10 protein-coding genes are annotated in these 12,461 nt (G+C 69.0%); 5 read left to right on the top strand and 5 right to left on the bottom strand.

Annotation, left to right across the window (positions count from 1 at the left end):
• Nucleotides 1-6: 6 nt before the first annotated feature.
• A complete protein-coding gene (locus tag M3Q35_RS14580; RefSeq protein ID WP_379793880.1) occupies nucleotides 7-1,455 on the bottom strand; it encodes an arabinofuranosidase catalytic domain-containing protein in 1,449 nt (482 codons plus the stop codon).
• Between the two features lie 498 nt (nucleotides 1,456-1,953).
• Between M3Q35_RS14580 and M3Q35_RS14575 the strand changes: the two genes are divergently transcribed.
• The 3 genes from M3Q35_RS14575 (at nucleotide 1,954) to M3Q35_RS14565 (ending at nucleotide 5,209) form a co-directional block, all read left to right on the top strand.
• Nucleotides 1,954-2,847: a dienelactone hydrolase family protein gene (locus M3Q35_RS14575; protein WP_273942283.1), complete on the top strand. Its 894-nt coding sequence runs from the start codon at nucleotides 1,954-1,956 to the stop codon at nucleotides 2,845-2,847.
• A 7-nt stretch (nucleotides 2,848-2,854) separates the two neighbouring features.
• Complete coding sequence (locus tag M3Q35_RS14570) at nucleotides 2,855-4,039, top strand: glycoside hydrolase family 5 protein (RefSeq protein ID WP_273942282.1); 1,185 nt, start codon at nucleotides 2,855-2,857, stop codon at nucleotides 4,037-4,039.
• 147 nt (nucleotides 4,040-4,186) lie between these two features.
• On the top strand, nucleotides 4,187-5,209 hold the full coding sequence (locus M3Q35_RS14565; RefSeq protein WP_273942281.1) for a phosphatidylinositol-specific phospholipase C domain-containing protein: 1,023 nt from the start codon (nucleotides 4,187-4,189) through the stop codon (nucleotides 5,207-5,209).
• Nucleotides 5,210-5,239: 30 nt separating this feature from the next.
• Here the strand turns inward: M3Q35_RS14565 and M3Q35_RS14560 are convergent, their stop codons facing one another.
• The 4 genes from M3Q35_RS14560 to M3Q35_RS14545 are packed head-to-tail and all read right to left on the bottom strand — an operon-like array spanning nucleotide 5,240 to nucleotide 10,029.
• A complete protein-coding gene (locus M3Q35_RS14560; protein WP_273942280.1) occupies nucleotides 5,240-6,028 on the bottom strand; it encodes a DUF6807 domain-containing protein in 789 nt (262 codons plus the stop codon).
• Nucleotides 6,025-8,004 carry a glycoside hydrolase family protein gene (locus M3Q35_RS14555; protein ID WP_273942279.1) on the bottom strand — a complete coding sequence of 660 codons (1,980 nt, stop codon included), beginning with the start codon at nucleotides 8,002-8,004 and terminating at the stop codon, nucleotides 6,025-6,027. Before M3Q35_RS14555 ends, M3Q35_RS14560 begins: the two co-directional genes overlap by 4 nt.
• Nucleotides 8,001-9,122, bottom strand: a complete 1,122-nt coding sequence (locus M3Q35_RS14550) for a Gfo/Idh/MocA family protein (RefSeq protein ID WP_273942278.1) — start codon at nucleotides 9,120-9,122, stop codon at nucleotides 8,001-8,003. The genes M3Q35_RS14555 and M3Q35_RS14550 overlap by 4 nt, the downstream gene beginning before the upstream one ends.
• Before the next feature lies 1 nt (nucleotide 9,123).
• Nucleotides 9,124-10,029, bottom strand: coding sequence for a BadF/BadG/BcrA/BcrD ATPase family protein (locus tag M3Q35_RS14545; RefSeq protein ID WP_273942277.1), 906 nt, complete (start codon nucleotides 10,027-10,029; stop codon nucleotides 9,124-9,126).
• A gap of 368 nt (nucleotides 10,030-10,397) precedes the next feature.
• Here M3Q35_RS14545 and M3Q35_RS14540 point away from each other — a divergent pair, with 368 nt between their 5' ends.
• Together M3Q35_RS14540 and M3Q35_RS14535 are read left to right on the top strand one after the other, a co-directional pair.
• The gene (locus M3Q35_RS14540) at nucleotides 10,398-11,339 is read left to right on the top strand and encodes an ROK family protein (protein WP_273942276.1); all 942 of its coding nucleotides are present in this window, start codon (nucleotides 10,398-10,400) and stop codon (nucleotides 11,337-11,339) included.
• 154 nt (nucleotides 11,340-11,493) lie between these two features.
• On the top strand, nucleotides 11,494-12,450 hold the full coding sequence (locus tag M3Q35_RS14535; RefSeq protein WP_273942275.1) for a carbohydrate ABC transporter permease: 957 nt from the start codon (nucleotides 11,494-11,496) through the stop codon (nucleotides 12,448-12,450).
• Nucleotides 12,451-12,461: the final 11 nt, after the last annotated feature.

Below are 12,461 nucleotides of genomic sequence, written 5' to 3'. Positions count from 1 at the left end.
TGCCCCCTAACCCAAGGTCCACTGCTGGTTGCTGCCACCGGTGCACGTCCAGAGCTGGACCGGTGCGCCGTCGGCGGTGCTGTTACCGCTAACATCCAGGCAGAGACTCGATTGCACGCCGGTCACCGTGCCGTCGGCGTTGAGGTTCCACTGCTGGTTGTCCTGCCCGTTGCAGGACCAGATGATCACCTTCGTGCCGGGGCTGGTGCCTCTCCCGTTGGCATCCAGACACAGCGCCCCGTTGTAGACCGTCAGCTGCCCGGTCGAACTCCGCGTGAAGGACTGGTTCGCGCCGCCGGAACACGGGCGGATCTGCACCTGCGTGCCCGGCGTGGTGGACGAGTTCGGCACGTCCAGGCATTTACCCGCGCCCACGGCGTGCAGCGGGCCCGTGGTGGTGCCGGTGCTGCCGCCGGTGCCGTAGCCCGCCGCGGTGATGTTGGCCTGCACCGAGTTCTCCGTGGCGTCGGACGGATAACCCGACGTCATCACGCCTTCGTAGAAGGTGCCGGTGGCGCCCTTGCTGTTGTCGCCGCCGGTGCCGAGGATGATCGCGCCCTGCTTGCGCATGGGGTTGTAGCCGGCCACATTGGGCCGCTGTCCACTGTAGAACGTCGAAAGGCCGCCGGACTGGGCGTTGCCGCCCCGGATGGCCCACTGGTTCTGGCCGCCCTTGATGATCGCCGTGGTGTAGCGGTAGTTGATGGTGGGGTCGTTGGCGTTGTAGTGCTGGTTCACGCCGGAGAACAGGCCGTTCTCCAGGTCGGCCATGATCCATGGACCGTTGCCGGCGCCGTAGCCCCACACCCGGATGTTGCCGAAGTAGATGGCCTCCATGGTGCCGTTGCCGTCGTCGTTGCTGTCCGTCTCGGCGTTGCCGTAGTCGAAGCAGCAGCCGCCGTTGTAGTGCGTGCCGTCGACGATGGCGTACATGCCTTCCGGCTGGTCGCCGGTGGCGATGCCCGACGTGTGGTTGTTCCGGTAGCCGGTGCCGGCCGCGACGTACACGCCGTAGGCCTTGTGGCCGTTGAGGATCGTCGGCGCCGCCGTGGCGTTGGCCAGGTTGTCGGGTCCGCCGGCCGCGCCGCCGCCCGGGGCCTGGGTGAGGTTGTTGCCCTTGCCCGACTGGTCGTAGATCACGGTGATGAGGCACGTGGTGCCGGCGCAGAAGGAGTCCTGCGCGGTGGCGTCGGCGTAGCCGTCCACCACCCCGATGTTCCGGGTCGTGTTGTCGGAGGAACGCCGCACCTGGTACAGGGAGCCGCTGTACGCGCCGTACAGCGCGCGGGTCGTGCTGTGCGCGGCCACGCACGGCGTCCCACCGGCCGCGTAGATGTCACACGGGCCTTGGGACGCGGCCGGCGCCGCGCCCACCGCCGTGCCGGCCGCGAGCATCGTCGCCGCGCCGACAGCCAGGATCTTGGCGGCACGAGGCAGCCACCTTCGCGAGGCCATGGATGAACTCCTTTGTTCAGGCGTCGGATGTGTGTTACTCATCTGCGCCGCCAGAACAGCACGACCGTAGGTACCCAACAAGATGCCGGTGTTCGGTCGCTCGCGCCGCAGGACATCGCTGCTGGTAGACCCGCAAATGGGTACTACTCATCATCGGTCCGCCGTGAAACTTCCATCCGCAGGCGGGCGCCCGGCTGTGCCGCGTGCCCGCCATGGCGTCCGAGGCTGCCGAACAAAATCGGGGCTGAGATCTCGCCAGCTCGCGCTTGGTCAAGACCGTCGAACGGGGACCGGGGCCGACCGTGCCTGGCGGTATTCGACCGCCGCTCGGCGTAACATCCGAGCCTTTTCGTCGAATATGTTCATTCCGTTGACACTGTCGACGGTCGGGTTCCAGCATCGGCATGCAGTTCGTGCGATCACACCATCACCTTCCGCCACAACGAGTGTTAGCGCTAACTCACGCCTTCCGCTGATCCCTGCACAAGGAGGCACACGATGCAACGACATCTCGGATCCGGACGGCTGGCCAGGCTCGCCGCCGTCGCGGTCTCGGCTGTACTCGCGCTGACCATGTCCGCGACACCCGCGTCCGCCGCGCCGACCAGTACCCAGCGCGGCCCCAACCCCACCCTGGCGATGATCGAGGCCAGCCACGGCCCGTTCGCCACCGCGCAGGTGAACGTCGCACCAGGCAACGGATTCAACGGCGGCACCATCTACTATCCGACCGACACCAGCCTCGGCACGTGGGGCGCGGTCGCCATCGTTCCGGGCTACACCGCCTTGTTCCGCAACGAGGAAGCCTGGATGGGTCCCTGGCTGTCGTCCTTCGGGTTCGTCGTCATCGGCATCGAGACCAACAGCCGCACCGACTTCGACGCCGCTCGCGGCACGGAACTGTTGGCGGCGCTGAAGTACCTGACCACGCAGAGCCCCGTGCGCGACCGGGTCGACCCCAACCGGCTGTCCGTGCTCGGGCACTCGATGGGCGGCGGTGGCGTCGTCTACGCGACCGAGCACCAGCCTTCGCTCAAGGCCGCCATCGCCCTGGCGCCGTTCTCCCCGTCGCAGAACATGTCCACCGACCACGTCCCGACGATGGTGATCGGCGGACAGAACGACACCGTCGTGACTCCCAGCTACCTCAACACCCTCTACGCAACCCTGCCCGCCGCCACCAAGAGCGCCTTCGTCCAGATCGCCGGGGCCGGCCACGTCTACTACACGCACCCCAACAACGTCGAGATGAAGGTCCTCATCCCCTGGCTGAAGATCTTCGTCGACAGCGACAGCCGCTACACGCAGTTCCTGTGCCCCGCCCTGCCCGACCCCAGCACCATCTCCCAGTACCGCGCCAAGTGCCCCTACGTGCCCCTGCACGCCGGTTGAGGGCGTCATGGTCAAGCGCATCATCATTTTCCTCGCCGCCTTGTCGGCAGTCGCCGCATCCCTGTCCGGCCTGGCCGACCGGGCGTCCGCCGGCACCGCGGCACGTGTTCCGCAGATCGTCGCCGACATGGGCGCGGGCTGGAATCTGGGCAACCAGCTCGAGGCCAACGCCAATGGCACTCCCAGCGAAACGGCCTGGGGGCAGCCGGTCGTCACGCAGGCGCTGATCGACCGCGTGAAGGCCTCGGGGTTCAAGACGATCCGGATTCCCGTGTCCTATCTCAACGACATCGGGCCGGGCCCCGACTACACGGTCAACTCGGCGTGGCTGAACCGGGTCCAGCAGGTCGTCGACTACGCCCACAACCGCGGCCTGTACGTGATCATCAACATGCACGGCGACGGCTACAAGACCGTGACCGGTTCCTGGCTGATCTGCGACTCGTCCGACCAGGCGGCCGTCAAAGCCAGGTACCAGAAGGCGTGGCAGCAGATCGCCACCAGGTTCCAGGGCTACGACCAGCACCTGGTCATGGAGTCGATGAACGAGGAGTTCGACGGCCAGTACGGCCGCCCGACCCAGCCGTGCTACTCGAACATCAACGCCTACAACCAGATCTTCGTGGACACGGTGCGCAAGACCGGTGGGGGCAACGGTTCCCGGTGGCTGCTCGTGCCCGGCTGGAACACGAACGTCGACTACACCACCGGCGACTACGGCTTCACCCTGCCCACCGACCGCTATCGCTCCGCCTCCATCCCCAGCGGCGAGCAGCGGATCATGATCTCCGTCCACTACTACGATCCGTGGGACTTCACCGGGACGGAGAGCGGCGCCATCACGCAGTGGGGCCGGGCCGCCACCAACCCGTCGAAGCGGTCGACCTGGGGCCAGGAGGACTATCTGGACGGGCAGCTGAAGAAGACGTACGACAAGTTCGCCGCCAAGGGCTATCCGGTCGTCGTGGGCGAGTACGGTGCCATCGACAAGTCGTCGTTCGACCCGTCGAACAACCGGTACCGCGCCGACTTCGCGCACGCCGTCGTGGCCACGGCCAAGAAGTACGGTGCGGTCGCCGTCTACTGGGACAACGGCTCCAACGGCCAGTACGGGCTGGGGCTGTTCGACCGTCGTTCCGCCACGGTGACCCACCAGGGCATCATCGACGCCATCATGAGCGGCGTGCGGTAGGCGAGTCTTCGACTGTTTCGACGGACGGGTGCGGTCGATTCGACGGTGTTGGCGGATTCTTCGGCACAACGACACCGGGTTGTGATCGACACTCGGCAGGATCCGGTGCGGCCGGCCCGTCCGTCGCCGGCCCAGTCTGGAGACGAAATGCCCCTGTACCGCACAAGTCTGCTGGCGGCGGCGCTGATGCTCGGCGCCGCCCTGCCGGCCGGCGCGACCGGCGTCGATGCGCTGTCGCTCGCCGCCGCCACCACCGTCGGCATCCACAACACCTACGACAAGGCCGCGTACACCTATCTGGCGCAGGCGCTGGATGCCGGCGCGGCGATGGTCGAGCTGGACACCTGGGTCAACGTGATCACGCACAAGTGGAACGTCAGCCACGGCAGCCCGTTGGCCAGTGACAACAACTGTGTGCAGGCCGGCAAGGCCACCGACCTCTACACCGGCAACCGAAGCCAGAACCTGGACAGCTGCCTGGACGACATCCGGATCTGGCTGGCCGCCCACCCCGGCCACGGCCCGATCACGGTCAAGCTGGAGATGAAGAACGGCTTCGACAACAGCATCGGCCTCGGCCCGGCCGCGCTCGACAGTTACGTCCAGGCCCATCTCGGCAGCGCCGTGTTCCGTCCGGCCGACCTCCTCCGTGGGCAGTCCGATTTGGACAGCGCGGCCAAGGTGGGAAACTGGCCGAGCCGCAGCTCCTTGGCCGGCAAGGTGATCGTCGAGGCGATCCCGGGCACGTTCGAGGAGAAGAACCCGTTCGACCACCTGTGGACCGATGTCGAGTACGCCGAGCACCTCCGGGATCTGGCCGCGGCCGGCACCATCGGCAGCGCGCAGATCTTCCCGGCTGTGCTCGGCGCGACCGCCGGTGATCCGCGCACCCGCTACACGGACACCACCATCCGCCCGTGGTTCGTGGTGTTCGACGGTGACGCGTCGGCCTACGTCAACGGGGTCGACACGTCCTGGTACGACACCAACCACTACCTGCTCGTGATGACCGACGCGCAGGGCGTGGCTCCGGCCATCGATGACACCGTCCCGACGGTCGCCCAGGCACAGGCCCGGGTGGCGCAGTTGGCCGCGGCACACGCCAGTGTGGTGTCGACGGATTGGCGCTCCCTCACCACGGTTCTGCCCGAGGTGTTGCCCCGCGGCTGAAACCCGCTGACGGGGTCGCCTGCGACCCCGTCAGCCGTCGCTGACCATGACGGAGTAGATCCGTTGGATGGTCTCGGTGGGCGGGATGACCAGGGGCTGCTCGAAGGCGAAGGCGAAGCCGATGGCAGGGTACTCGGCGGCGCGGACGAACCAGCGGTCGTCGCCGGCGAGGCCGCTGAAGGTGAGGGCGTAGCGACCGCCGGCAGCCTGGCCGCGAACGGTGAGGGAGGGCCACGCGGAACCGTTGATGTCACGTTCGGAGCGGAGCGGTCCGGAGGCGAGTGAGAGGTCGGCGGTGGGCGGCAAACGCCAGAAGAAGCCGCCGTAGCCGGCGCCGTCGCCACGGCCGTTGACGGCGGGGCTGCGGAGCTCGACGGCAGCGTCGCCGGGATTGGTCAGCCGCAGGGCGAAAGTCAGACGCCAGCCGCTGGTAGTGCCCACGGCCCTCACGGTACGCCGCTCGGCCAACAGCGTGCTGCCCTGCGGTCCCCGCCAGGCCAGGTCATGCGTTACCGCACCGGAGGTCTGCTCGCGCCAAGCGATGTGCTCGATGCGGCCGTGATCGGGCAGCCAGACGTATCCTTGCCCGGCGACGTAGGTGCGCCCGCCCCACAGATTCGCGCCGGCGACGTCGGGCATGGCCACGCCGGCGCCGAGATGCCACGGATGGTCGGCGGGCCGAAGGTCGGTGACGACGGTGCCGGCCCTGGTACGCACCGGATGCAGGTACGGCCGGGGTGCCAGCAGAGGGTCGATCTCGGCGTCGACCACGTACTCGGCGACCGCGGAATCCCCGACCCGGAGGACGACGGGGGTCATCGCGCGGTCACCCGCAGTACGGGCTCGCCGTGCGCATCGCCGGCCGGATTGCCGATCAGGGCAACGAAATCCGGGGTTCGAACCACGACACCGTCGGCGGTCCGGCTGGCGGAGGCGGCGATCGGGTCAGGCGAGGTCACGTCCCGCGCCGGACCGTAGCGGACGACGAACACCGCGGCATCCGTTGGCGCGTCGGGGATCTGGTCGGCGAGCACCAGGTTGGTCTGTGCGACCCGCTGCCAGCCGGCGTCCGGATTGCCGTAGCCGCGGGGATCGTCGGCCAGGTCGAACGCGACCTGCTCCTGGGTTTGGCCGATGGTCTGCGGGCTGTTGAAGTGGGCCCGCCCGGCCGGGGGATTGATCACTCGAAGCCCGGCGCCGGCGGTGATGGCCATGCCGCCGGCGATCAGCGTGCCGCTGGTGGTCAGCATCTCGTCGGGACGGCCGAGATCGAACGGCACACCGCCGAACTCGGTGACCTCGACGATCTTGCGCTGGTGTGAGTTCACGGCGGTTGCGTAAGGCAGACCGGCCAGGAAGGTGACGTCGGCCGGAAGGGCTGTCCGGTCGAGCACGGTCACCACGTGCAGCCGGGTCCCGTCGGACACGAACAACTGTTGCACGGCAAGCATGATCTGGTCCCGGGTGACGACGGCCTTGGTGATCAGCTTGGCCCCCAAGCGGTCTCCGACGCGTTCTCGGGTGCGCATCGGGCCGAGCGGCCGGGTGAGCAGCATGCGCCGGCCGTCGGCGTACCGGACCAGTGGGCCGATGCCGTGCTGATGGTCCACAATGGACTCAAGAACCGCTGTGCCGCCGGCGTCGATCAGGTACGGCGTCAACTGTGCGGTCAATGACACCGAGGTTCGGCCCTGGCGCAGCGAATGCGCGGTGTGCACGACGGCATCGGCAGGACCGCGATGCCAGTGGTGGTCGTCCAACCAGAACCACACCGTGGCGAACGCGAAGTGTCCACTGGGGACACCGGCCGGGGCGGCGCAGTAGTACGCCACCCGGCGGTCGCCGAGGTAGCGGCCGATGTCGGCCCCGACCCGGGTGCTGAACAGGCGCAGCCCGAGCATTCCCTCGCTGCCGCTGTGCTGTTCGCTGTAGCGGGGGCCGCCGAAGTCGAAGCCGCGGCTGGACAGCCGGCCTTCCAGGTACCGGGCGATCTCGTCGCCGTCGTCGAGGAAGCGCTGCTCGCCGCTGACCTGGAACGCCCGGGCCAGGAAGGTCAACGAGATCGGCAGGTAGTTCTGGTCGTGGCCGGCGCCGTGCTCCGCCGGCAGCCGCAGGCCACGGTCGACCAGCCGTGCCGCACGGATCTCGTTGTGGTACCAGGACATCGCTTCGGCGATGATACGGCGGCCGTCAGGGGAGCGGAGGTGTCGGCCGAGCGTCAGTCCGCCGACCACCGCGCCGATGGCCTGGTTGGCGGTGTGCTGCGGGTTGAACAGGCTCGCCTCGGTGAGCCAGCGCCAGAACCCGACCGCGACTTCGGTCAACGAGGCGTACTGCCGCTCGGTGAGGACGGACCGCCCGAGATCGAGGATGTTGACGGCGTGCAGCAGCGCCCAGACCGTGCTCGGCCAGTCGCCGAACGGATGGCTTCCTGTAGCCGGCAGATAGCGGACGTAAGGCAGACCGCTGTCGCGTAGCCGAAGGAACGGCTCACCCGGGTTGTCGGTGCGGAACACCCTCTGAGCCAAGAAGAAGTCGACGCCACGGCGGGCGGCGTCCACCAGTTCGGCGTCCCGGCGGTCCTCCCGGTGCCACGCCAGGCAGAACAGCGACACGACACCGAGCGTCATGTCCCCGATGTCGTCATCGGCCGCCGGATCCTCAAGGTTGCCGTCCAGCCGCTGCAGGGCGATGGCCGCCGCGACGGCCTCGGTCAGCACCGTGTGCAGGGTATCGGCGTCATCGGGCAGATCGTGCATGCTCGCGTGCTGACTCGGCAGGTAGACGGGGGTCATCGGCACTCCTCGACAGCCCAGGGCAAACCCAGTTCGGAGAACGGCACGCCACGCTCGCCGGCCGTCACCACGGCGTCCTCGATGCCGGGAATGGTGCGCCCAGCAGGCGTGATCCGCAGCTGGTCCGGCGGAATCGGCTGCGCCGCCGGGCCGGCGACGACGGCCTCCAGCACCGACGTGAACGATCGCGTGTCGCTCAGCGGGCTGCACAGCACGGCCGAGTCGTTCGACAGATTCGCCACCAGGTCGTCGATGAGCGCCACCCGGTCGCCGGCCAGCTCGTCGACCCGGCCGCCGACCTCGATCCGCGCGCGGTCCTCGGTGTACCAAATGGTCGCGTGTCCCTGGCTGCCGAACACCCGCACGTACGGCTCGAACTCGTGACGCGCGCACAACGTCACCGCTGCGGTGATCGGCACGCCACCGGCCGGCTCGATGCGTGCGCTCATCGTGTCGTCGCATTCGATGGGATAGGCGTGATATGCCTCGGCCTGCACCCGAACTGACACGTCAGGCCGAGGTGCGGCCAGGCGCAGGGCGAGCGCGACGCCGTGGGCGAACGGGTTGATCAGCGCGCCGTCGGCCACCACCACGCCGTCGACCGCGCGGTGTCCGGCCCAGTGCGAGCGGGTGAAGTAGTCGGCGTCCCGGCTCCAGCAGCCGACGACGCTGACCCGCTGTACCGACCCCAACTCGCCGGATCGGCTGCGCCGCACCAACTCCTGCACCACGGAGGAACCGAACGCCTGGAAGCCCACCTGGCAGTGCCGGCGCGTCCGCGCGGCCACGGCCGCCAGGCGGTCGTGGTCGGCGAGGCTGGTCACCGGTGGTTTCTCCAGCAGGACATGCGATCCGAGCTCCATGGCCCGTTCGGCCAGCGCCAGGTGCGTGTGCGCGGGGGAGGTGATGACGACGATGTCGGCCCGCGCCCGGTCGAGCAGCCGACCCGCGTCCGTGTCGAACATGCGGCCGGCCAACACATCCTGGGCGGGCTCGCGTACGTCCGCCACTCCGCACAGGACCAGTCGCCCGGCCCGGTCGCGGTCGAGCAGCCCGTCGAGGTGCACGCGACCGTGGCCGTGCATGCCGATCAAGGCCACGCTGGGGACGTCGGCCACGTCAGGTCGCCGCCAGTCGGTCGGCCAGCCGCACCGCGCCGACGACCGGGTCGACGGTCAACCGGTGCACGGTGCTCAGCGGCGCGATCGTCCTCAGTTTGTGGTCGAACGCGTCGAACAGGCTGGGCTGGTTGAGGATCACGCCGCCGGCGATGACGATGTCGTCCACCTCGACGTCGCGGGCGGCCATGCCCGCCACCAGCGACGCGAGCGAGACGGCCGCGTCGTCAACGACGATCCGGGCGAGCGCGGAACCGTCGTGCAGCGCCTCGAACACCAGCTCCGCGCGCCGCCCCCAGCTGGCCGCGCCGGCCTCGGCGGCCAGTGCTTCGGGCAGGTCGGCGACCTCGGTGACGTCGTACGAGCGCATCAACAGGATCGCCAGCAGATCCGGCGACTCGCCCCGGTCGCGGGCCGTCATGCAGGCTCGCACCGCTTCCCGCAGCAGACCCGGCGCGCTGCCCTCGTCACCGATCAGCCAACCCCAGCCGCCGATGAACACCGGCTCGCCCCAGCGGTCCCGGCCGACGGCCACGGAGCCGGTGCCGACCACCACGCCTACCCCGGCGGCGAGGCCGCACGCCGGCACCAGCAGCTCGGCGTCGTTGCGTACCAAGCACTTCGCCGCCGGCAGCCGGCGAGCGAGCTCGGCCTCCAGCAGCTCGCACGCCCGCGAGCTGTCGCAGCCGTGCGCCCCGACGGCGACCGCATCCGGGGCGGTGTCGGGCAGGGTGACGGCGATCAGGTCGGTGAGGAAGGCGGCCGCCGACGTGGCGTAGGCCGGGCGCCAGCCCTCGCTCGATATGACGCGGTCGGCCAGCACCTGGCCGCAGCGTTCGGCGCGCAGGTGGGTCTTGGTGCCGCCGACATCGATTCCGACCCGAACGCCGGAGTGCAGATCCGGCACGCGGGTTCCTTTCCGGGTGTGGTCGGAAGTCGCGCGGCGCGTGGAACCGCACTGCCTCAAGACTGGTGCTCGCGTTCGTGGCGAACGCGAAAAGCGGCTGGGACCCGCTCTGTTCGTAAAGCAGTCAACTAACTAATGTGGTCGGCTGTCAAGGGGCGGCGCGAATCGTGATGTGTCGGTGCGACGACGAAGGGGGTGTCGGCCCGGTGGGCCTGTCTTCCAGTGCTCAGCAGGTTTTCCTCGGCCTTGCCGCGCGCGGCAAGGCCACGCGGCCGCAATTGTCGGCCGACTGCGGACTTTCCAAGCCGACGGTTTCCGGGGCGGTGTCCGAATTGGAGGCCGTCGAATTTGTCGAACGTTATGGTGCGGTGCGCGGAACAATTGGTCGCTCGGCCGTCGTGTATCGACTCGGGCCGGCCGCCGGATATGTGCTGGCCGTGGATCACGGCTCGACCCAGGTCTCCTACCGGGCGGTGACCCTCGACGGGCGGCTGCTCGACGAAGGTCACACCGACGTCCCGGCCGAGGCCGGCGCGATGGTCCGGGCCGCGTTGCGTCGACGCAGCCGCACCGGTCCGCTGCGGGCGGTCGTGGTCGCCGTGCCCGATGTGGTGACGCCGGAAGGCGGGCGCGGAGATCCGGTCGTCGACGAACGGACCAGGGCCGCGGTCGACGGGCTCGGCCTGCCCGCGGGTGCGGCGGTCCTGATCGAGAACAACGTCAACTGCGCGGCCATCGCGGAGTTGCGCGAGGGGGTGGCCGGCAGTCGGGACACGTTCGTCTACCTCCAGGTCGGCGTGGGCATCGGCGCCGGGGTCGTGGTCAACGGGCAGCTGGTTCGCGGGGTGAACGGGGCTGCGGGGGAGCTGGCGCGCCTGGCCTATCCCTGGACGGACGAGCGGCCGGCCGGTCATGAGGCGTTGGAAGCCCGGCTGGGGTCGCCGGGTCTGCTGCGCCGAATGTGGACCAAATGGTCCACTGGGGACGGACCGCCGCCGGACGACGCCGTCGCCCTGTTCGCGTTGGCCGGGCAGGGCCATCCGCTGGCCGCCGACCTCGTGCGTGAGCACGCTCAGGAGGTGGGCAAGGTGGCGGCGTCGCTGACCGCGGTGCTCGATCCGGGCCTGGTGGTGCTGGGCGGGGGCGTCGGGGCCAATCCGCTGCTCACCGGGGGAGTGGTCGCGACGCTGGCCGGGCTGAGCTGGCCGACCGAGGTGGTCGTCGGACGGCTGGGGGACCGGGCCACCGTGCTCGGCGCCGCCCAGCTGGCCAGGGACCTGGGGGTGCGGCGTGCCGTTGTCGCGCTCTAATCGTCTACATCTCTTACCGTTGACACCTGAACCGGACGGCCCTTACCGTCTTGGAAAGCGCATTCCAGTTCCCTGGGACGGACTGGCACCGCGCCGCGTGGAACCAGAGCACTGTCCACTTCGGCCCCTTCGCCACGTCCCAGGAGTGACATCCATGTCGGAGAACACGGTCGCCGCCCCGGCCGTCGCCGCCGCGCCACCGACGCCGCCCCGGCCGGTGCGGGTCAACAAGCGCAAGCGGCACAAGCACAATCTCGCCGGCTACGGCTTCATCGCGCCCTGGCTGCTCGGCGTCTTCGGCTTCACGCTGATCCCGATGGTGTACTCGCTGTACCTGTCGCTGACCAGGTTCAACCTGCTCACCGCTCCACAGTGGACCGGGCTCGACAACTACGTGACCCTGCTGAGCGACCCGCGCTATCTCCAGGCGGTCAAGGTCACGCTGATCTACGTGGTGACGTCGGTGCCGCTCAAGCTGGCGCTGGCGCTGCTGGTCGCGGTCGCCCTCAACCGCGGCCTGGCGGCGCTGGGCTTCTACCGGTCGGTGTTCTACCTGCCGTCGCTGCTGGGCGCGAGCGTCGCGGTTTCGGTGATGTGGCGGCAGATCTTCTCCCAGCAGGGACTGCTCAACGAGTTCCTGGGCTGGTTCGGCATCCACGGCGCGGACTGGATCGGCGATCCCCGCTACGCGATGTGGACGCTGGTGCTGCTGTCCGGCTGGCAGTTCGGCACCCCGATGCTGATCTTCCTCGCCGGTCTCAAGCAGCTGCCGCAGGATCTGTACGAGGCCGCGGCGCTGGACGGCGCCGGGCGGATAAGGGTGTTCTTCACGATCACCCTGCCGCTGTTGTCCCCCATGGTGTTCTTCAACCTGGTGCTGGAGACGATCAACGCGTTCCAGACCTTCACGCCGGCGTTCGTGGTGTCGGCCGGCACCGGCGGCCCGATCGACTCCACCCTGCTCTACACGCTCTACCTGTACCTCAAGGGCTTCGGCAGCCTCCAGATGGGCTACGCCTCGGCGATGGCCTGGGTGCTGTTCCTGGTGATCGGCGCGTTCACCGCCGTCTACTTCTGGTCGGCCCGCCGCTGGGTCAACTACGCCGAGTGAGAGGAGACACC

Origin of the sequence: Kutzneria chonburiensis (assembly GCF_028622115.1) — a bacterium.
Lineage (GTDB): Bacteria > Actinomycetota > Actinomycetes > Mycobacteriales > Pseudonocardiaceae > Kutzneria > Kutzneria chonburiensis.
This window is presented reverse-complemented; position numbering and strand designations above follow the sequence as displayed.